The 20,308-nt window shown below is 62.6% G+C and carries 16 protein-coding genes; 6 read left to right on the forward strand and 10 right to left on the reverse strand.

Going from position 1 to position 20,308, the window contains the following annotated elements:
• Positions 1 to 44: 44 nt before the first annotated feature.
• The 4 genes from LB568_RS02815 to LB568_RS02830 all read right to left on the reverse strand — a co-directional run bounded on the left by LB568_RS02815 (position 45) and on the right by LB568_RS02830 (position 5,584).
• On the reverse strand, positions 45 to 2,513 hold the full coding sequence (locus LB568_RS02815) for a glycogen/starch/alpha-glucan phosphorylase (RefSeq protein ID WP_013896507.1): 2,469 nt from the start codon (positions 2,511 to 2,513) through the stop codon (positions 45 to 47).
• Between the two features lie 131 nt (positions 2,514 to 2,644).
• Entirely contained in the window at positions 2,645 to 3,433 is a 789-nt protein-coding gene (locus LB568_RS02820) for an ATP-binding cassette domain-containing protein (protein ID WP_224728985.1), read from the reverse strand.
• On the reverse strand, positions 3,430 to 4,512 hold the full coding sequence (locus LB568_RS02825; protein ID WP_224728986.1) for an ABC transporter permease: 1,083 nt from the start codon (positions 4,510 to 4,512) through the stop codon (positions 3,430 to 3,432). Before LB568_RS02825 ends, LB568_RS02820 begins: the two co-directional genes overlap by 4 nt.
• Before the next feature lie 94 nt (positions 4,513 to 4,606).
• Positions 4,607 to 5,584, reverse strand: a complete 978-nt coding sequence (locus LB568_RS02830) for a sugar ABC transporter substrate-binding protein (protein WP_224729486.1) — start codon at positions 5,582 to 5,584, stop codon at positions 4,607 to 4,609.
• Positions 5,585 to 5,852: 268 nt separating this feature from the next.
• On the opposite strand from LB568_RS02830, the gene LB568_RS02835 reads away from it, so the two are divergent.
• From LB568_RS02835 to LB568_RS02850, 4 genes are all read left to right on the forward strand, one after another.
• Positions 5,853 to 7,079: an ROK family transcriptional regulator gene (locus LB568_RS02835; protein WP_013896511.1), complete on the forward strand. Its 1,227-nt coding sequence runs from the start codon at positions 5,853 to 5,855 to the stop codon at positions 7,077 to 7,079.
• Positions 7,080 to 7,526 carry an RbsD/FucU family protein gene (locus LB568_RS02840; protein WP_023777260.1) on the forward strand — a complete coding sequence of 149 codons (447 nt, stop codon included), beginning with the start codon at positions 7,080 to 7,082 and terminating at the stop codon, positions 7,524 to 7,526.
• Positions 7,523 to 8,446: a carbohydrate kinase family protein gene (locus LB568_RS02845; RefSeq protein WP_224728987.1), complete on the forward strand. Its 924-nt coding sequence runs from the start codon at positions 7,523 to 7,525 to the stop codon at positions 8,444 to 8,446. Before LB568_RS02840 ends, LB568_RS02845 begins: the two co-directional genes overlap by 4 nt.
• A gap of 255 nt (positions 8,447 to 8,701) precedes the next feature.
• On the forward strand, positions 8,702 to 9,844 hold the full coding sequence (locus LB568_RS02850; protein WP_224728988.1) for a DegT/DnrJ/EryC1/StrS family aminotransferase: 1,143 nt from the start codon (positions 8,702 to 8,704) through the stop codon (positions 9,842 to 9,844).
• Between the two features lie 28 nt (positions 9,845 to 9,872).
• Here the strand turns inward: LB568_RS02850 and cysQ are convergent, their stop codons facing one another.
• Genes cysQ through cysD form a run of 3 tightly spaced genes read right to left on the reverse strand, consistent with a single transcriptional unit; the run spans position 9,873 to position 13,520 of the window.
• Entirely contained in the window at positions 9,873 to 10,664 is a 792-nt protein-coding gene (cysQ, locus tag LB568_RS02855) for a 3'(2'),5'-bisphosphate nucleotidase CysQ (RefSeq protein WP_224729487.1), read from the reverse strand.
• Between the two features lie 10 nt (positions 10,665 to 10,674).
• Positions 10,675 to 12,612 (reverse strand): sulfate adenylyltransferase subunit CysN, encoded by a 1,938-nt coding sequence (gene cysN / locus LB568_RS02860; RefSeq protein ID WP_224728989.1) that lies wholly within the window; start codon positions 12,610 to 12,612, stop codon positions 10,675 to 10,677.
• Between the two features lie 2 nt (positions 12,613 to 12,614).
• Positions 12,615 to 13,520 (reverse strand): sulfate adenylyltransferase subunit CysD, encoded by a 906-nt coding sequence (cysD, locus tag LB568_RS02865; RefSeq protein WP_224728990.1) that lies wholly within the window; start codon positions 13,518 to 13,520, stop codon positions 12,615 to 12,617.
• A gap of 582 nt (positions 13,521 to 14,102) precedes the next feature.
• Between cysD and LB568_RS02870 the strand changes: the two genes are divergently transcribed.
• Together LB568_RS02870 and LB568_RS02875 are read left to right on the forward strand one after the other, a co-directional pair.
• The gene (locus LB568_RS02870) at positions 14,103 to 15,383 is read left to right on the forward strand and encodes an O-antigen ligase family protein (RefSeq protein ID WP_224728991.1); all 1,281 of its coding nucleotides are present in this window, start codon (positions 14,103 to 14,105) and stop codon (positions 15,381 to 15,383) included.
• Positions 15,384 to 15,401: 18 nt separating this feature from the next.
• Entirely contained in the window at positions 15,402 to 16,355 is a 954-nt protein-coding gene (locus tag LB568_RS02875; protein WP_224728992.1) for an NAD-dependent epimerase/dehydratase family protein, read from the forward strand.
• Here the strand turns inward: LB568_RS02875 and LB568_RS02880 are convergent.
• The 3 genes from LB568_RS02880 to LB568_RS02890 all read right to left on the reverse strand — a co-directional run bounded on the left by LB568_RS02880 (position 16,334) and on the right by LB568_RS02890 (position 19,957).
• Complete coding sequence (locus LB568_RS02880) at positions 16,334 to 16,882, reverse strand: sugar transferase (protein ID WP_224728993.1); 549 nt, start codon at positions 16,880 to 16,882, stop codon at positions 16,334 to 16,336. The two genes, LB568_RS02875 and LB568_RS02880, sit on opposite strands and share 22 nt — an antisense overlap.
• A gap of 120 nt (positions 16,883 to 17,002) precedes the next feature.
• Positions 17,003 to 17,935 carry a glycosyltransferase family 2 protein gene (locus LB568_RS02885; RefSeq protein WP_224728994.1) on the reverse strand — a complete coding sequence of 311 codons (933 nt, stop codon included), beginning with the start codon at positions 17,933 to 17,935 and terminating at the stop codon, positions 17,003 to 17,005.
• 75 nt (positions 17,936 to 18,010) lie between these two features.
• A complete protein-coding gene (locus LB568_RS02890; protein WP_224728995.1) occupies positions 18,011 to 19,957 on the reverse strand; it encodes a UDP-N-acetylglucosamine 4,6-dehydratase in 1,947 nt (648 codons plus the stop codon).
• Positions 19,958 to 20,308 lie beyond the last annotated feature (351 nt).

A 20,308-nucleotide genomic window follows, 5' to 3' on the forward strand; every position in this document is an offset into this window, starting at 1 on the left:
CCGCATCACCGGGACCACATTGCTCGTGGCCTCATGCAATCACATCAGGCAGGCACGTTCCAGATTTCTTTCGCGTATTGACGGATCGTGCGATCGGACGAGAACCAGCCGACGCGCGCGACGTTGCGGATCGCCTTGGCATACCAATCCGGGCTGTTGCGCCAGACGGCGTCGACCTCACGCTGGGTGGCGGCGTAGGCGTCGAAATCGGCGGCGACCATGAACCAGTCGCTGTCATAGAGGCCGTTGATGAGGTCGCGGTAGCGGTCGGGATCATCGGGCGAGAAGACGCCCGACGAGACAGCGGCCACGGCCTGCGCCAGTTCCGGCGATGCTTCGATGACGCCGCGTGGATTGTAGCCATTGTTGCGCCGCTCGGCGACTTCGGCGGTGGTGAGCCCGAAGATGAAGATGTTGTCGTCGCCGACGCACTCCTTGATCTCGACATTGGCACCATCGAGCGTGCCGATGGTCAATGCGCCGTTCAGCGCGAACTTCATGTTGCCGGTACCGGACGCTTCCATGCCGGCGGTCGAGATCTGCTCGGACAGGTCGGCGGCGGGCATCATGATTTCGGCCAGGCTGACATTGTAGTTCGGCACGAACACCACTTTCAGCAGGCCGCGAACGGCCGGATCGCGGTTGATGACCCTGGCGACGTCGTTGGCGAGTTTGATGATTAGCTTGGCGTTGTGATAGCTGGGCGCCGCCTTGCCGCCGAAGAATTTCACGCGCGGCATCCAGTCCCGCTCCGGATGCGAGCGGATCTGGTCGTAAAGCGCCACCGCCTCGAGGATGTTCAGGAGCTGGCGCTTGTATTCGTGGATGCGCTTGATCTGGATGTCGAACAGCGCCGACGGGTCGACCTTGATGCCGAGCCGATCGGCGACGAGATTGGCCAGCCGCGCCTTGTTCTGTCGCTTGACGGCGGCGAACTTGTCACGAAAGGCGGCATCGTCGGCGAAGGCATCGAGCCCCTTGATGGCGTCGATGTCATCGAGAAAACGGTCGCCGATCGCCTCGCGGGCGAGCGACGTCAGCCCGGGATTGCACTGGATCAGCCAGCGCCGCGGCGTGATGCCGTTGGTCTTGTTGTTGATGCGATCGGGATAGAGCCTGTGCAGATCGGCGAACACCGTTTCCTTCATCAGCTCGGTATGCAGCGCCGAGACGCCGTTGATCGAGTGCGAGCCGACAAAGGCAAGATTGCCCATACGCACGCGGCGGTCGCCATTTTCCTGGATCAGCGAGATACGGCTGATCTGCTCGTCCGAGAACTGGTCGGTCGCGCGGGCTTCGAGCAGAACCTGCGCGTTGATAGCGTAGACGATCTGCATGTGGCGCGGCAACAGCCGCTCGAACAGCGGCACCGACCAGCTTTCCAGCGCCTCGGGAAGAAGCGTGTGGTTGGTGTAGCCGAAGGTGCGCTTGGTGATGTCCCAGGCAAGGTCGAAGTCCATGCCGTGGACGTCCATCAACAGCCGCATCAGCTCGGGAACGGCGATTGCCGGATGGGTGTCGTTCAAGTGGATCGCCGCCTTGTCGGGCAGCGACTTCAGGTCGCCATACTGGCTGAGATGGCGCTGGACGATGTCCTGCAGCGAGGCGGTGGAGAAGAAATATTCCTGGCGCAGCCTGAGCTCCTGCCCGGCCATGTGGGAATCGGCCGGATAGAGCACGCGCGACAGCGCGTCCGCCTTGTTGCTTTCGGCCAGCGCGCCGATGTGATCGCCGGCATTGAACTTGTTGAGCAGGATCGGGTCGATCGGCATGCCCGACCAGAGCCGCAGCGTGTTGACACGGTTTGCCCGCCAGCCGACGACCGGCGTGTCGTAGGCGACCGCCAGGACATGTTCGGTCGGCTTCCAGACATGGCGCTCCAGCCGTCCGTCCTTCGAGGTGATCGATTCCACCGAGCCGCCGAAGCCGACCTCGAAGGCGCGTTCGCGGCGCTCGAATTCCCAGGGGTTGCCGTGATCGAGCCAGGTCTCGGGCAGTTCGACCTGCCAGCCGTCGTGGATCTCCTGGCGGAACATGCCATTGGCATAGCGGATGCCGTAGCCGTGCGCCGGAATGTCGACGGTCGCCATGCTTTCCATGAAGCAGGCGGCGAGCCGGCCAAGGCCGCCATTGCCGAGCGCGGCATCGGGTTCGAGCGCCGCGATGAGATCGAGGTCGACGCCGAGCGACGACAGCGCTTCGCGCATATTGTCCATCAGGCCGAGATTGGAAAAGGCGTCGCGCATCAGGCGGCCGATGAGGAACTCCAGCGACAGGTAATAGACACGCTTTTCCTGCTGGTCGTAGGCCTCTTTGGTGGCCTGCATCCAGTGATCGACGATGCGGTCGCGCACGACCTTTATCGAGGCGGTGAGCCAATCATATTGCGTCGCGACGGTGGTGTCCTTGCCGACCCTGTATTTGAGGGCCATCAAGACTTCCCTTGCGAGCGTCTTCGGATCAGGATTTTCGAGCAGTGGCGGAAGGGGTTCGGATGTCATCGCGCGCGTCATGCTGCCTCTCGTGCGGTTGCCACGATCATACCGGCTTTCACCATTCATCCCAGCCCATGTTACCGCATTGCAACATACATTCAATCGATTTAGATGCGCCGCCGCCGGCTTACCCTGCGGCAATTTGACAGTCAGGCCGCCAGCGCGGCCTCTGGAGGTGCCTTCGCGCCGGTCATGAAAGCGACGGCATCCGACATCGTGTATTGCTTGGGATCGATGACGGCGAGGCGACGGCCGAGGCGATGGATGTGGATGCGGTCCGCCACCTCGAAGACATGCGGCATGTTGTGGGAGATCAGCACGATCGGCAGGCCGCGCTTCTTGACGTCGAGGATCAGTTCGAGCACGCGGCGGCTTTCCTTGACGCCAAGGGCTGCCGTCGGTTCGTCCATGATCACCATCTTCGAGCCGAAGGCGGCGGCGCGCGCCACCGCCACGCCCTGGCGCTGGCCGCCCGACAGCGTTTCCACCGCCTGGCTGATGTTCTGGATGGTCATCAGACCCAGCTCGGTGAGCTTGTCGCGGGCACGCTTTTCCATCGCCGGACGGTCCAGCATGCGCAGCCATTCTCCCAGGAAGCCGGGTTTGCGGATCTCACGGCCGAGGAACATGTTGTCTGCGATGGACAGTGCCGGCGACAGCGCCAGATTCTGGTAGACGGTTTCGATGCCTGCTTCGCGAGCCTCCATCGGCGACTTGAAGGCAATAGGTTTGCCATCGAGGCGGATTTCGCCTTCATCGGGCGTGACCGCGCCGGAAATCGCCTTGATCAGCGACGATTTTCCGGCGCCGTTGTCGCCGATGACCGCAAGAATTTCGCCCGGATAGAGGTCGAAGTCGGCATTGTCCAAGGCGGTGACGCGGCCGTAGCGTTTGACGAGCCCGCGCGCGGTGAGAATGGGTTCCTGAGCCTGGGTCATGCCGAGATCTTCCTGATCCACTGGTCGATGCCAACCGCCACGATGATAAGGGCGCCGACGGACAACTGTGTCCATTGCGGGTCCGTGCCCCAGAGCCTCAGACCGAGTGCAAACACACCGACGATGAGCGCGCCGAAAATGGTCCCGAGAATGGAACCGCGTCCACCGAACAGAGATGTGCCGCCGATCACCACGGCGGTGATCGAGTTGATGTTCTCGAACTGGCCTGCTTGCGGCGAAACCGATCCGATACGGCCAATCAGGGCCCAGCCGGCAATGGCGCAGATGATGCCCGTCAGCGTATAGACAGCGAGCAACATCCGGTCGACACGAACGCCCGACAATTCGGCCGCTTCCGGGTCGTCACCAACCGCATAGACATGCCGTCCCCAGGCGGTGTGATTGAGCACGTACCAGGCGATCGCCGCCATGATCAGCATCAAGAGCACGCCATAGGTAAACACGGCGCCGCCGATCTTGAACGAATTGCCGAAGAACTGCAGCAGCGGTGCGTTTGTTTCGAGATCCTGGCTGCGGATGGTCTCGTTGCCCGAATAGATGAAGTTGATGGCCGCATAGATCGACCAGGTGCCGAGTGTGACAATGAAGGGCGGCAATTTCACCCTGGCGATGAGGATGCCATTGATGAAGCCGCACACCGCTCCGACAAGAAGCCCGACGGCGACCGCGACCGGGGCTGGGACGCCGTAATGCATGGCGAACTGACCCATGACGACCGAACTCAGCACCATGATGGCGCCCACGGACAGGTCGATGCCGGCGGTCAGCACGACGAGAGTCTGGGCAATGCCAACCATGCCGGTGATCGCCACCTGCTGGAGGATGAGCGTCAGCGTGAACGGCGAAAAGAACCGCCCGCCGACGACGATGGCGAACAGGATCACCGACAGGAGCAGGATGATCAGCGGCACCATGGCCGGGCTTTTGTGCAGCCGGTGCTGGATGCTCTCCAGCGGCGTGCGCGAATGGGTATCGAAGGAAGCGACGCTGGTGTCGCTCGCGGCCAAAGTCTTCTCGAACTCCTGTGGTCCGCTGGCCTTGGTGGTTTCAACGCTCAAAACGGCCTCCCCTCCTTTTGCGCGAGGCGGCCGTGGCCGCCCCGCGCAATTCTTCTTATCGTTGTCTCAAGATTGAGCCGATCGGAAGGTCAAATCAACCCCAACACTTGGCGAGGCCTGCCTTGGTATCAATGGAGTCGATGCCGGCCGCAGGCTTGTCGGTGATCAGCGTCACGCCGGTGTTGTAGAAATTCAGGCCGGGCGACGGCTCGGGCTTCTTGCCGCTGTCGGCGAAGGCCTTGATCGCCTCGATGCCGAGCGAAGCCATCAGCAGCGGATATTGCTGGGAGGTGGCTCCGATCACACCCTCGGCAACGTTCTTGACGCCGGGGCAGCCGCCATCGACGGAAACGATCAACACGTCCTTCTCCTTGCCGACCGCTTTCAAAGCCTGATAGGCGCCGGCCGCGGCCGGTTCGTTGATGGTATAGACGACGTTGATGTCCGGATCCTTCTGCAGGCAGTTCTCCATGGCGGTGTGACCGCCATCCTCGTTGCCGCTCGACAGATCATGGCAGACATTGCGTGCATCGGTCTCGTCACCAATTTTCTTGGGGTCACCGAGATCGATGCCGAAGCCCTTCATGAAACCCTGGTCGCGCTGCACGTCGACCGATGGCTGGCTGGCGATCAGATCCATATAGGCGATATGGGCGTCCTTCGCCTTGTCGCCCAAAGTGGCCTTTGCCCAGGAGCCGATAAGCTCGCCGGCCTTGAAATTGTCGGTTGCGAATGTCGCGTCGGCTGCGTCGGCCGGCTCGAGCTGGGTATCCAGCGCGATTACCAGCACCCCGGCATCACGCGCCTTTTTCACCGCCGGCACGATTGCGGCTGTGTCGGTGGCGGTGATCAGAATGCCCTTGGCGCCGTCGGCGATACAGGATTCGATCGCCGCAACCTGGCCTTCATTGTCGCCCTCCGCCTTGCCGGCATAGGACTTGAGATCAACGCCGATTTCCTTGGCCTTCGCGCTGGCGCCTTCCTTCATCTTGACGAAGAAGGGGTTGGTGTCGGTCTTGGTGATCAGGCAGGCGCTGACGCCAGCGGCCGACGCAGCCGGCGCAAATGCCATCAGACCAAGAGCCGCGGCGGCAAACACGGTCGATTTCAACAGTTTTGTATTGTTCACGATCTTCCTCCCAGTGGAACCATCCGGGTGCCGGCCAACCGGCACCAACAGCGCATCCAACGAATTTCTCCCAGCGTGGACGCTGTCTCAAACAGACACCAGACCGAGGCCCCTGTCAATAATTAAATCACTCTTATTTATTATTGACAGGGTTGCGCCGCTCGCTCATTCTAGCCCAAAAGCATCGCGGGGAAACGACGGGAGGAACAGGGTGGAGACCGCCACTGCGAGGCATGGTTCGCCCGATGCGAATGACAGCCTTATTCACCGCGGCACCAACCAGAGCGGCATGCGCGACCACAACGAGCGGCTGGTGCTCTCGCTGGTGCGGCAGCATGGCAGCCTGGCGAAGTCCGACATCGCCCGCATGACCGGACTTTCGGCGCAGACGGTTTCGGTCATCATGCGCGAACTCGAGGAAGAAGGCCTGCTCGTCCGCCAGGCGCCGTTGCGCGGCAAGATCGGCCAGCCCTCCATCCCCATGGCGCTCAATCCCGAAGGTGCCTTCTTCATCGGCCTCAAGATCGGCCGCCGCAGCGCCGAACTCGTGCTGATCGATTTTCTTGGGCATGTGCGCTCGATGCTACAGCACTCCTATCGCTATCCCGCGCCGCGCGAGACGGTCGAGTTCGTCACATCAGGCATGAAGAAGATGCGCGGCGAATTGAAACCCGAGCAGGACAAGCGCATTGCCGGGCTCGGCATCGCCATGCCGTTCGAACTCTGGAACTGGGCCGACACCGCCGGCGCGCCGCGCGACGTCATGGACGAATGGCGCCACCGCGACATCAAGGCCGACATCCAGGCGCAGTGCGATTTTCCGGTCTATCTGCAGAACGACGCCACCTCGGCCTGCGGCGCCGAACTCGTTTTCGGCCAGGCGGGCGGAGCGCGTGATTTCGTCTATTTCTACATCGGCGCCTTCGCCGGCGGCGGCATCGTCCTCAACGGCCGGCTGTTCGGCGGCCCGACCGGCAACGCCGGCGCGCTCGGCTCCATGCCTGTGCCGGGCCCGGACGGAATGCCGACCCAGTTGATCGACGTGGCTTCGATCGCCATGCTGGAAAAGGCGCTCAATGATCGTGGCGTCGAGGCCTCGCATCTGTGGACCTCGCCCGAGGACTGGGGCGAGATCGGCGGCGAGCTCGACGACTGGATCGCCAGCGCCGCGCGGGCGCTTGCCTATGCTATCGTGGCTGCATCCTCTGTCATCGATTTCGAGGCGGCGGTGATCGACGGCTGGATGCCGAAGGCGGTGCGCCGCCGGCTGGTCGATGCCGTCGTCGACGCCGTTGCGGCAATCGATGGCGAAGGCCTGAAACTTCCCGCCGTTCGCGAAGGAACCGTCGGCATCCATGCCCGCGCGCTCGGCGGCGCCAGCCTGCCGCTTTCCGAACGTTTCCTGATCGGCTCGACGACGATTTCCAGGAGCGCCTGAATGCTGATCGGGATCCCGGCGCTGCTCGGTCCAGACCTTTTGTCGACATTGCGCGCCATGGGCCACGGCGACGAGATCGCCCTTGTCGACGGAAATTATCCGGCCGAAGAGCACGCAAGACGCCTCATCCGGGCCGATGGCCATCCGCTCATCCCGGTGCTCGATGCCATCCTCAGTATCCTTCCGGTCGACGACGCAGTAGCTGAGGCGCTGTTTCGCGCCTCCGTGAAGGGCGATCCGTCGCTTGCCGACCCCGTCCATCACGAGATCGAGGCGATCTGTGCCAGGCGCGCGCCGGGCCGCAAGGTGGTTGCGCTGGCCGGCGCCGACTTCTATGCACGGGTCAAATCGGCGCATGCCATCGTCGCTACAAGCGAGCCGCGGCTTTACGCCAACATCATCATCCGCAAGGGCGTGATCTATCCGCCGGAGACCAGGAAGCCATGATCCTCTGCTGCGGCGAAGCCCTGATCGACATGCTGCCGCGCACCACTACGCAGGGTGAGCCGGCCTTTGCGCCCTATGTCGGCGGCGCCGTGTTCAATTCGGCGATCGCGCTTGGCCGCCTCGGCGCGCCGGCAGGCTTCTTTTCGGGCCTGTCGTCGGATCTTTTCGGCGGCCAGTTCCGCGACGCGCTGGGGGCGAGCAAGGTTAGTTCCACCTATGCGCACACCTCCCCTCGCCCGACCACGCTTGCCTTCGTGCGGCTGGACAATGGCCAGGCGACCTACACATTCTACGACGAGAACACCGCTGGGCGCATGCTGACCATCGACGACCTGCCGACGCTGGGCAGCGAGATCGAGGCCATGCTGTTCGGCGCCATCAGCCTGATTTCGGAGCCCGCCGGCAGCGCCTATGAGGCGTTCATGAAGCGCGAGCATGAGAGCCGCGTCATGATGCTCGATCCCAACATCCGGCCGAACTTCATTCCGGACAAGGCAAAGCATCTCCGGCGCATCCGCGCCATGATGGCGATGGCCGACATCGTGAAACTCTCGGACGAGGACCTGAACTGGTTTGGCGAAGCGGGTTCGCACGAGGATGTCGTGCGCAACTGGCTCGACCGCGGCCCGAAGCTGATCGTCGTCACCCATGGCAGCGAAGGCGCCGTCGGCTACACCAAGGACCACGCCGTCACCGTGATGCCGGAGAAGGTCGAGGTGGTCGACACGGTCGGTGCGGGCGACACGTTCAACGCCGGCATCCTCGCCTCCCTGCACGAACAAGGCCTGCTGACGAAGGCGGCAATCGCCGGACTGTCGCAGGACGCCATCCGTAAGGCGCTGGCGCTCGGCGCCAAGGCGGCGGCGGTGACCGTGTCGCGCGCTGGCGCCAACCCGCCCTGGCGGCATGAGATCGCCTGAGCACCGCTCAGATTGAACCGGTCGATCACTTTATGTTTCGCAGGATCGAACCATGGGGCTATAAAGGCGCAATAGCGCCCGACAAAGCCCGGATTCCCGGCATCTGGCTGACATAGGCCGGGAATACAGGTAACGGACTGCGACAACTCCGAAATTTACGGCTCCGCCTGCCCGGCTTTCTCGACAGGCGCAACTCTGGTACCAGCGGCCCGTTATCTGGCTAAATCGCCTGGCTAAACCGTTTTTGAGGCCGACATGCAGTTCATCGATCTTGGCGCGCAGCGCGAACGAATCCGCGACCGGCTGAGGGTCGCCATCGACCGTGTCGTCGACGAGGGCCGCTATATACTGGGGCCGCAGGTCACCGAATTCGAAAACAAGCTTGCCGCCTACGTCGGCACCAAGCATGTCGTGGCCTGCGCTAACGGCACCGACGCGCTGCTGCTGCCGCTGTTTGCCGCCGGCATCGGCCCGGGTGACGCGGTGTTCGTGCCGAGCTTCACTTTCGCCGCCACCGCCGAAGTGGTGGCGCTGGCCAAGGCGGAGCCCGTCTTCGTCGATGTCGATCCGGCAACCTACAATATCGATATCGCCAGCCTCGAGGCGGCCATCGCCATGATCAAGAAGGAAGATCGGCTGAAGCCGAAGGCGATCATCCCTGTCGACCTGTTCGGCCTTGCCGCCGATTACGATGCCATCATGGCGATCGCCAACCGCGAAGGGCTGTTGGTGATCGAGGACGCCGCCCAGTCGATGGGCGGATCGCTTGGCGACAAGATGTGCGGTGCCTTCGGCCATGTCGGCTCGACCAGCTTCTATCCGGCCAAGCCGCTTGGCTGCTACGGTGACGGCGGCGCCATGTTCACCAACGACGATGCGTTGGCCGACAAGCTGCGTTCCTTCGCCTTCCACGGCAAGGGCGAGACGCAATATGACAACATCCGCGTCGGCATCAATTCGCGGCTCGACACGCTGCAGGCGGCGATCCTGATCGAAAAGCTCGCCATCCTGGAAGACGAGATGGTTGCCCGCCAGGCGGTGGCAAAGCGCTACGCCGAAGGGCTTGGCGATATCGTCACGGCCGCCCGCAACCTGGACGGCAGCCGTTCGGCCTGGGCGCAATACGCGATCGAGACGCCCAAGCGCGACGGCCTGAGGGCGCATCTGAGTGAAAAGGGCATTCCGTCGGTCATCTACTACGTCAAGCCGCTGCACGACCAGGTCGCCTATCGCCACTACCCGCGCACGCCAACCGGTCTTGCCGTCTCGGAGGACCTGCCAAAGCGAATCCTGTGCCTGCCGATGCACCCCTATCTCAGCGAAGCCGACCAGGACCGGATCATCGAGACGATCCGCAACTATATCGGCTCCAACTCGGCGCAGGCCGCAGCCGAGTAAGCTGCAAGTCTCGGCTAATCGGCAGTTCTCAGGCGGGGCTCGCCCCTGCCCTGCCGCTGGCGATGAAATGCGGATTGGCGAAATCCGCGTCATCGGCTTGATTGCGCTTGCCATAGGCCAAAGGCTTTCCGTCCAGCGTGCGCGTCGTGCCGCCGGCAGCCCGCAGCACCGCATCGCCGGCCGCGGTGTCCCATTCCATGGTGCGGCCGAAACGCGGATAGACATCCGCCTCGGCGCTGGCGAGAAGGCAGAATTTCAGGGACGATCCGACCGAGACGATCTCGGCGGCCCCGAGGTCGCGAATATAGGCCTCGGTTTCCGGCGTGTTGTGGGAGCGGCTGGCAACCACGGCCAGCGGTACCGCCGCCGTCCTCACCGAGATCGGCCGGCGCGCGACGATCTGGTAATCGCCGTCGACTTCGAGAGCTTCCGCCCTGCCCGGCAAGCCGGAAAAGAAGCGGGCGGAGCAAGGCGCGAAGACGACGCCGACTTCCGGCACGCCATGGCGCACAAGCGCGATGTTGACGGTGAAATCGGTGCGGCGGTTGACGAATTCCTTGGTGCCGTCGAGCGGATCGATGAGGAAGAAGGCATCGCCAAGTTCGGCCGGCATGACGCCAGCCGCTGCTTCCTCCTCGGCCACACAGGGAATGTCGGGAAATGCGCTGCGCAGGCCGGCGAGAATGATCTTCTCGCTCTCGCGGTCCGCCTCGGTTACCGGCGAGGCGTCGGATTTCTGGTCGACCGCACAGCCGGCGTGGAACACGCGCATAACCTCGCGCCCGGCCGCCAGGGCCAGCCGTTCGAAGGTCTCGAGCATCAGCCTGTCGTCAGATGCCGCCGCCGCTGTCATATTGGTCTTCGGCAATGTCACGCTCGTTCAGCCAGTGTTCCAGTGTATCTACCATCGCTTCAGCCGATTTGCCGAGCGTCTTCAGATGGATTTCCGGTTTCTCCGGCGCTTCATAAGGCGAATCGACACCGGTGAAGTTCTTGATCTCGCCATTCAGCGCGCGAGCATAGAGGCCCTTCGGATCACGCCGGGCGCATTCCTCGAAAGGTGTGTCGACAAATACCTCGATGAACTCACCGTCGGCCATCAGCTCCCTCGCCATGCGCCGCTCGGCGCTGAACGGCGAAATGAAGGACACGATGACGATCAAACCGGCGTCAGCCATGAGCTTGGCCACCTCGGCGACGCGCCGGATGTTCTCGACGCGGTCGGCGTCGGTAAAACCGAGATCGCGGTTGAGACCGTGACGGACATTGTCGCCGTCCAGGATATAGGTGTGGCGGCCGGTGGCGAACAACTTCTTCTCGAACAGGTTGGCGATGGTCGACTTGCCGGAACCCGAAAGCCCGGTGAACCAGAACACAGCCGGCCGCTGGTTCTTCATGTCGGCGCGCACGCGCTTGCCGACATCGAGCGACTGCCAATGGATATTTTCGGCCCGGCGCAGCGAGTGCACGATCATGCCGGCGCCAACCGTCGCATTGCTGATCCGGTCGATCAGGATGAAGGCGCCGGTAGTGCGGTTCTCGGCAAAAGGGTCGAAGGCGATCGGCGCCCGCGTCGAGATGTTGCAGATACCGACTTCGTTCATTTCAAGCGACTTGGCAGCCTCATGGGCGAAGTCGTTGACGTTGATGCGGTATTTGAGATCGGTAACGGTGGCGCTGGTCTGGTCGGTTTCGGTGCGCAGGATATAGGAGCGGCCCGGCAGCAGGGCATGCTCGTCGAACCAGACGATGTTGGCGGCGAACTGATCGGCGACCTGCGGCCGGGTGGCCGGTGAAACCAGCATATTGCCTCTGGAGACCTCGACCTCGTCGTCGAGGACGAGCGTGACGGCCTGGCCGGCCACCGCCTGTTGGAGATCCCCGCCGTAAGCGACGATGCGTTTGACATGCGACGACTTGCCGGATTTGGCGACGACGACTTCGTCGCCCTGCGCAATGGCGCCGGACGCGATCGTGCCGGCAAAGCCGCGAAAGTCGAGATTGGGGCGATTGACATACTGCACAGGAAAACGGAACGGCAATTCGACGGCCGCCTCTTCGACCGAGACGGTCTCAAGATGCTCGATCAGCGTCGGGCCGGAATACCATTGCATGTTCTCGGAGCGGCGGCTGACGTTGTCGCCATAGCGAGCCGACATCGGGATCGGCTCGATGGTCTGAAAGCCGAGATCGCGCGAAAATTGCCGGTAGTCTTCGACGGTCCGGTCGAAGACCGCGTGGTCGAAATCGACAAGATCGATCTTGTTGACCGCCAGCACGATGTGGCGGATGCCGAGCAGCGAGGCGATGATCGAATGGCGCCTGGTCTGGCGCAGCACACCCTGCCGGGCATCGATCAGCACGATCGCCAGGTCGGCGGTCGAGGCGCCGGTCGCCATGTTGCGGGTATATTGTTCGTGGCCGGGCGTGTCGGCGACGATGAATTTGCGCTTCGGCGTGGCAAAGAAGCGGTAGGCGACGTCGATGGTGATGCCTTGCTCGCGCTCGGCCTCGAGGCCGTCGACCAGCAGGGCGAAATCGATGTCGTCACCGGTCGTGCCATGCTTGCGCGAATCGCGTTCCAGCGCGGCGAGCTGGTCCTCGAAGATCTGCTTGGTGTCGGACAGCAGGCGGCCGATCAGCGTCGACTTGCCGTCATCGACCGAACCGCAGGTCAGGAAGCGCAGCAGCGACTTCTTCTCCTGCGCGGCCAGATAGTCGCGGACGCCGTCGGTCGGGGCGAGGCTCTTTGCCATGATGTGGCGCATGGTCAGAAATACCCCTCGCGCTTCTTCTTTTCCATCGACCCGGCTTCATCACGGTCGATCAGGCGACCTTGCCGTTCGGAGGTACGTGCCGTCAGCATCTCGCCGACGATGGCCTCGAGCGTGTCGGCATCAGACTCGATGGCGCCGGTCAGCGGATAGCAGCCCAGCGTGCGGAAACGCACCAGCCGGTCCTCCACGACCTCGCCGGGGCGCAGTTTCATGCGCTCGTCGTCTTTGAGGATCAGCATACCGTCGCGTTCCACGACCGGCCGCTGCTTGGCGAAATAGAGCGGCACGATGGGGATATTCTCCTGCAGGATGTACTGCCAGATGTCGAGCTCGGTCCAGTTCGACAACGGAAAGACGCGGATCGATTCCCCCGAAGCGATGCGGGTGTTGAATATCTTCCACATTTCGGGCCGCTGGTTCTTCGGATCCCACACATGCTGGGCGTTGCGGAAGGAGAAAATGCGCTCCTTGGCGCGTGACTTCTCCTCGTCGCGACGGGCGCCGCCGAAAGCGGCATCGAAGCCGTATTTGTCGAGTGCCTGGCGCAGCGCCACGGTCTTCATCACATGGGTATGGGTGTTGGACCCATGATCGAACGGATTGATGTTGTCGCGCACGCCATCTTCGTTGACATGGACCAGGAGATCGAAGCCGAGCTTCTGCGCCATCTGATCGCGAAAGGCGATCATCTCGCGGAACTTCCAGGTGGTGTCGACATGGAGAAACGGGAATGGCGGCTTGGCCGGATAAAACGCCTTCATCGCCAGGTGCATCAGCACGGATGAATCCTTGCCGACCGAATAGAGCATGACCGGCTTGGTGAAGACGGCCGCAACCTCGCGGAATATGTGAATGGACTCGGCTTCAAGCCGCTGCAGATGCGTAAGCGCTATTGTCATGGACTGTGAGCGTTCTCTCGTGCTTCCGACAGAAGATCTTGCGTCAAATCATCGGGTTTTTGCGCCCGGTTCAAGCTTCGCTTCTGGACAAAGTGTTTCGTGCGGGCGTTCTAGCAGATCGGCGCGGCCCAGAACAATGCAAGACGAGCCGGGCAGCTGTCGGTTCGAGAATGAATTTTCCATGGTTCCGCCAGAATTCGGAAATTTCTGCTTGCCATCTCCCCGGCTGAGGAAACGCAGGAAAAATATTGCCTGGAGAAAGCTGGCGGGTCGACGCTCCGGACCCCTCCCATCGATCCCGGCGGTTGCCGATTTTCAGTGGCAATCGACCAGGCATACTATCGAAAAAGGCGCCCAGCCGCTATACCACCACCGGAAGCGGCAAGATGCGTCTTGAAGCATGGGCAATTTCGAGGCGCGCACATTCGGTTCCACCAGACAAGATGTGCCGCATAAAGCTTCTCGAAAACAGCGAGCCCAAAATTGAACGCGCTTTCGTCCATAAAAAGGCAATTCACGCCTTCGCAGATCAATATCTACTTCTCCATTCTTTGTTTCTTTTTTCCACCCGTTCTGGGATCGGTGGTCAGCTTCGTGTTCAATGGTGGCGGCCTGTCGTCCGTCCTGTTGATCGCCCTGAAGAAAAGACGCTTCAATGTCGACCCGGCGATGATGGCGCTAACGGCTGCGTTCTATGCCTATTGCGCGGCCAATCTCGCGGCTTCCATCGTCAACAACGCGATCGTCCGGGATGCATCGCATCTGATCCCGCTCATCACCTTCCTGTTTTTCCCCATTTCCTATTCGACCTGGAGCATCACGCAGAAAACAACGCTCGTCCGCGTCATCGTGCTCTGCAGCATGGCGGCCTGCTTTGCCGCGCTGCTGCTGGCGATCTTCCAGCAATATTGGTTTGGCATGCGTGCCGAGGGCGGGGCCGGAAATGCAATCGTGTTTGCAGAGGTCCTGTGCCTTGCGGTTATGGTCTGTGTGGCCGGCGCCCTGTCGGGGGCCGAGAGGCACAGGATCGCCCTCATATGCGCGGCGCTTGGCGGAACGATCGCCATCGTCTACTCCGGCACCCGCATCATCTGGCTGGCGCTGCTGATCGCCGGCATCGCCGTTCTGCTGATCAACCAGCATAGGGTGAGAGGGCGCAATGTCGTTCGCCTGCTGCTGCTGGTGGTGGCGGTCGGCATCGTCATCGCCGCTTTCGGCTTCCAGACAATATCCGGGCGCCTCGACTTCCTCCGCTCCGACTTGAGCGCGCTTGGCAGCCACGGCGACTACAACACTTCGGTGGGAATACGTGTCGCCCTTTGGCAGATCGGCCTGAACGCATTCCGCGAGATGCCCTTGTTCGGGCATGGGGTCGGTGCGACGCAGCTCTTGATAAGCCAGGGCTTCCAGAACCAGTTCGCGTTGCCGCTGGGCTTCAATCATTTCCACAACGGCTTCCTGACCGCCCTGGTGCAGGCAGGCATCCTAGGCGCCGTGGCGCTGGCGGCGATCTTTGTGGTTGCCGCCAGGAATGCCGCCCTGGTGCTGCGGAACAGCAGCGATCCGATCGAGCGGTTCGGCGCCACCATGATTGTCATCGCGGTGATCACCTATCTCTGCGCCGGAATGACCGGCATCCTGATCGGCCATGATATTCTGGATTCGGTGCTGATGGTCTTCCTGGTGTCGGGAACATATCTCGCCTCAGGCAGCCAGGCGCCATTGCCGCAAGACCAGGCATTTGAGCCCATGGTGGAGAACCAAGGGCTTCCACCCGCGCCGGGAAAAACCCTTCAGCCAGTGGCGAAAGAAGTGCTTTCGCCAGGGATGGGAGATCCGGCGCTTCCATCCGCCAATCATTAATCGTTCCGGGCAAAGGCAATGAAAGTCCTGGTCACAGGCGCGACAGGCTTCATCGGCCGTCAGGTGGTCCATCGGCTTCGCGAGGCCGGCGTCGAGCTTCGCCTCGCCTCCCGCCACCCGGAGAGCCTTGATCCAGGGTCCGAAGCCGTGCCGATGCCCAGTTTCGATGCGCCGGCCGCGGCTTTTCGGGCGCTGACCAGGCATGTTACGGACGTCGTCCATTGCGCGGGCCTGAACAACGATCAGGGCAACGCCAGCGAGGCCGATTTCCTGGCGGCCAATGCGGAATTGAGCGCACGGCTGGCGCAAGCCTGCGCCGAACAGGCAAGCGGACGCTTCATCCACCTATCCTCGATCCGGGCCGTGATCGGCGCCCGTGTCAGCGCAACGATCGACGAGGACACCATCCCCGACCCGCAATGCGCCTATGGGCGTTCGAAGCGCGAAGCCGAGATCAGGGTGCGCGACGCCTATGTGTCGCACGGCCGTTCCGACGCCGCCGCGTTGCGGCTGCCTCCGGTCTACGGCCCAGGCATGAAGGGAAACCTGGCGACGCTGATGCGGCTGGCGGATACCGCCCTGCCGCTGCCGACAGGCGCCCTGAGGGGAAACCGCTCGCTGCTGTCATTGCCATCGGCGGCGGGAGCGGTTTGGCATCTGCTGAGCCATTCGCAACCGCTTCGCCCGATCTATGGTGCGAGCGATATGGCGCCGGTTTCGGTGGCGGCCATCGTCGGCGCCTTTCGCAGGGGGTTCGGAAGACCGGCGCGCCTGATGGCCGTGCCGGCCGGACCGATGCGGGCGGCCGCGGTCATGCTTGGCAAGCGCGTGTTTTGGGACAGCATGACCGCGACGCAGATATGCGATCCTTCGTTGCTCGCATCCGAAGGCTGGCTGCCGGAAACCGGCACGCTGGAGCAGTTGGCCGCGATAGCGCGGCTTGGAAACGCTCAATCGCCTGCGTTGCGATAGAGTGTTCCAAACAGGATCCGAAGGTCGAGCCAGAGCGACGCGGTCCTGAGATAGGCAGCGTCGGTTTCGGCCAGGAGGTGCGGGTTGGACATGTCGATGCCCCGGATTTGGGCAAGGCCGGTTATGCCTGGAAGCGCCTCCAAAACGCCCAGCCGTCTGCGGCACTCGATCAGTTCGGTCTGGGTCGGCAGACAGGGACGCGGCCCGACCAGGCTCATCTCGCCCTGCAGAACGTTCCAGAACTGCGGCAGCTCATCGAGCTTGAATTTCCGCAGGACCCTGCCGACCGATGTCACGGCGCCCGCGGGCGCCTCGTGCGAGGGCAAGGACGGCGTTCCCTGGTACATCGTCCTCAATTTGTGGCAGCGGAACGGGACGCCGCCGCGACCGACGCGCGTCTGCGAGAAAATCGCCGGGCCGGGCGACGATAGCCGGACGGCAAGGACAGCGAGCAACAGCACAGGAAGGGTGACAATCGACAGCAAAGCCGCACCGGCGAGATCGAGGATTTTCTTGGCTGCCTTCATGAACGGCCGATCATACTCTCTGCCAAAGCTATCCTGGGCGTGCCCAAGCGCAGCCCGTCATCCGGCCGACGTAGCATGAGGTCGCCTCTCGACCAAGCGTACCACGCAGCCATTCGATGTTCAGATGCGACCCAGGACGAATGCGAGGTAGAGCCCGAGTGTCCCGGCGAAAGTCTGTCGATAGACGCCGCTTTTGCGCAGAGCGCGCAGGCGCTGGAAAAGGTTGCCTCGGCGAGCGCTTGCGAACAGGTCGAGGCACGTCGCCGCATCGGGGGTCAGGAGGTCGCGGTTGACGGCGAGGCCGGCAAGATTGAGATCGGTCCAGCCGGCAAACTCGCCCTTGAACAGGCGGCCAAGCCGCGAGACCCGTGCCTGCCACGACACATTGGCGCCAACCAGGTTTGCCGCATGCTGCCGGTAGCGCACCAGGGGCCGCGGATCATAGTGGACGACACCGCCGGCGCCGGTGACAATCAGATAGGCCCACCAGTCGTGGCTGACGAAGCCGGTCCGCGCGCAAGCCCTTGCCAGCAGATCGCGCGCCGCGCGATTGAGCAGGATGGTGTTGCCGCCAGCGATGCTCTGGACGAGTGCGTTGCGGAAGGACGGCGGCCGGCTGAACAGCGGCGAACGGCCGACCAGGCTTCCCGTTTCGGTCATGGTCGCGGTTCGCGAACAGAACATCAGCGGGCTTCCCGCGTCGAACCCCTGCATCCAGCGGACGGCGCTTTCCAGCCTGTCCGGTTCCCAGATATCGTCCTGGTCGCTGAAGGCATAGCAATCCGCGTCGATGCGCCGGTCGCGAATCATCGATCGGAAATTGGCGGCGAAGCCTTGCCGCGGCCCATCCAGCAATGTCACTCGCCCCTTGGCCCAGCGGGGTTTCCAGGCCTCGATGATGGCGATCGTGCCATCGACCGAGCCGTCATCGGATACCCAAAGATCGATGAGAGGGTGCGACTGCACAAGCAAGGACTGCAATTGCTCATCGATGAAGGCGGCGCCATCCTTCGTGCCCATCAGGACCGCGATGCGCAGATCTGCTTTACTCACTGATGTCAAACACCTTGCATCTGTCCGAGATTTTCACGGCGACGAATCATGATCGCTGCCGGAAGCGGATCCGGCCTAGCTCGCCTGCCCGGCCGCCTTCGGGATCACGTCCTGGGATACGTTCGTCCTTGCCTTCGTCGCACGGTCGAGATCCGCAAGCACGGCGAGCGAGGCTGCCTTGTCCTGGCTCTTCATCGATTGCTGCAGGGCGGCAAGCGCGGCGTGGACATCCGACCATTGCACGACGTCGGTGCTGAGGCCAAAAATCTTCGAAATGCTGAGTTCGACCAATTCCTCGTCTTCACCGTGCAGCGTTTCGTGGAGCTTTTCCCCCGGCCGGATGCCGGTGAAGCGGATTGGAATGTCGGTGTAGGGGCTCTTTCCGGACATGCGGATCATCGTTTCGGCAACTTCGAGGATGGGCACGGGTTTGCCCATGTCGAGCATGTAGACGGCGTAGTCCTGGCCGGCCGGCCGCGCCGCGGCATCGGCCCCCGACATGATGACGAGATCGACGGCTTCGGCGACAGTCATGAAATAGCGCGTCATGCGCCGGTCCGTTATGGTGACCGGCCCGCCGGCCTCGATCTGGGCCTGGAATATGGTCGCCACCGAACCATTGCTGCCAAAGACGTTGCCGAACCGGACGGCTATGAATTTGGTGGCGGCGCGGCGCCCGCCCGCTTCGCCGGCCGGCATTCCATGCAAGCCGCTGACGATCTGTTCGGCGGCCCGCTTCGTCATGCCAAGCACGGATGTCGGATCGACTGCCTTGTCGCTCGACACTAGGACAAATTGCGCCACACCGCATTTGGCGGCGACCTCGGCACAGACAAGCGTGCCGAAAACGTTGGTCTGGATGGCCGATTCCCAGTTTTCCTCGAGCAGCGGGACGTGCTTCAACGCCGCGGCGTGGAAGATGATGTCCGGCTTGAATTCGGTGACGACGCGCGTCATCTGGCGCCGGTCCGCGACGTCGACGATGCGGACCTTGAGACGGTCATGGTCCTTCTCGTTGACGTACTGGCTCAACTGGAAGATGCCAAACTCGGAATTGTCGGCGACCAGAACTGCCTCGGCCCCCAGTTCCAGCGATCGTTTGACCAGCGTGCGGCCGATGGAGCCGGCGCCTCCGGTAACCAGGACGCGCTTGCCGCCGACGAAAGCGCCGATGCGCTCGATATCGGACGGCACCGTCGGACGGCGCAGGATCGTTTCCATCTCGACGGCATCGAGAACGAGCTTGCCTTCCTGGCCCAGTTGCGAAAGCCCCGAGAACTGGACGACCGCTATGTCACCGTGCCGGGCGACGCGAACAAGCTCGGAATACTCCTCGATCTCGTGCTCGGCGCCGCTGCCGAAGATCAGCAGATCGAGGCTCTGGGTGCCGCTCGTGTAATCCTCCAGGACCTCGATGAGGCGCGGCCGAGTCGCCACCACCGGCACACCTTGAATGCGCGTGCCCAAGGGCGCGTCACGCTCGGTCGCCATGATGCCGGCGATGGAATGGTCGGCGGGCTCGGCCGTGCGCGTGAAGCGAATGATCAGGTCGGCTTCCCCAAGCCGACCGACGAACAACGCCTGCTTGGTCCGCTCCCTGTCGGTCTTGCGGTTCAAGATCCCCCAGCTCGCGCCATCGCGCAGGAAGCGGTAGAACAGCCGGGGCGCCGAGATGATGGTGAAGGAGACCAGGAAGAAGACGATGAACTGGCGCTCATTGAGGCCCGCCACGGGCTCGAAGAAACGAACCACCAGCGAAACGGCATAAAGCGCGCACGTCAGAATCGCGCAGCTCTTCAGGATGTTGAAGAAGTCAGGCGTCGAGGCGAAGCGCCACACCGTGGTGTAGAGGCCGCAGGACCTGAACAGCAGGTGGCTGATGAGAACGATGCTCACCCAGGTGACAAGGCCCTGAAGGGACAGCGCCTCGAACGAGAGATTCGACCGCGAAAGGACGAGGCTGAGCGCCACCGCGACCAGGACCATGACCACGTCCTGGACCATGATGAAGCCACGCCGCATTTCGGGCCTGAGTCCGAATACAAGGGGAGAATTCATTGGGCGGCACTAGACTCCAGGCTCTCGGACATGGGCACCGACAGAGTGCGAACACGAAAATTATTCGTGACCGATCACTCCCTCAAAGTGCCATCCCCGGCCCCCGCCGTCTTGTATCGCATACTGCGGGTCGGGAGGTATAGCTAGATGTTTTTTTGCTTGTCGCGCTCCCGTGCAAGTCATCGTATGGGTGTGGCAACGAACCGTTGAGCGGCTGGGGTTGAGGAGTGGGATCTCCGCTGCTAAGGGCGGATCAAAAGCGGACGGTTAATGCGGGGCGACCGATTGGCGTGATTGAGCAAGGTCGTAACTCAG

It is taken from the genome of Mesorhizobium sp. B263B2A (assembly GCF_020165775.1).
Classification (GTDB): Bacteria; Pseudomonadota; Alphaproteobacteria; order Rhizobiales; family Rhizobiaceae; genus Mesorhizobium; species Mesorhizobium opportunistum.

Bases quoted from the DNA above. Each gene is read 5' to 3' on its own strand.
- LB568_RS02815 (WP_013896507.1), bottom strand. From the start codon at position 2,513: ATGACGCGCGCGATGACATCCGAACCCCTTCCGCCACTGCTCGAAAAT.
- LB568_RS02820 (WP_224728985.1), bottom strand. From the start codon at position 3,433: ATGACCCAGGCTCAGGAACCCATTCTCACCGCGCGCGGGCTCGTCAAA.
- LB568_RS02830 (WP_224729486.1), bottom strand. From the start codon at position 5,584: ATGGCATTTGCGCCGGCTGCGTCGGCCGCTGGCGTCAGCGCCTGCCTG.
- LB568_RS02840 (WP_023777260.1), top strand. From the start codon at position 7,080: ATGCTGATCGGGATCCCGGCGCTGCTCGGTCCAGACCTTTTGTCGACA.
- LB568_RS02845 (WP_224728987.1), top strand. From the start codon at position 7,523: ATGATCCTCTGCTGCGGCGAAGCCCTGATCGACATGCTGCCGCGCACC.
- LB568_RS02850 (WP_224728988.1), top strand. From the start codon at position 8,702: ATGCAGTTCATCGATCTTGGCGCGCAGCGCGAACGAATCCGCGACCGG.
- cysQ (WP_224729487.1), bottom strand. From the start codon at position 10,664: ATGCTCGAGACCTTCGAACGGCTGGCCCTGGCGGCCGGGCGCGAGGTT.
- cysN (WP_224728989.1), bottom strand. From the start codon at position 12,612: ATGCGCCACATCATGGCAAAGAGCCTCGCCCCGACCGACGGCGTCCGC.
- cysD (WP_224728990.1), bottom strand. From the start codon at position 13,520: ATGACAATAGCGCTTACGCATCTGCAGCGGCTTGAAGCCGAGTCCATT.
- LB568_RS02875 (WP_224728992.1), top strand. From the start codon at position 15,402: ATGAAAGTCCTGGTCACAGGCGCGACAGGCTTCATCGGCCGTCAGGTG.
- LB568_RS02880 (WP_224728993.1), bottom strand. From the start codon at position 16,882: ATGAAGGCAGCCAAGAAAATCCTCGATCTCGCCGGTGCGGCTTTGCTG.
- LB568_RS02890 (WP_224728995.1), bottom strand. From the start codon at position 19,957: ATGCGGCGTGGCTTCATCATGGTCCAGGACGTGGTCATGGTCCTGGTC.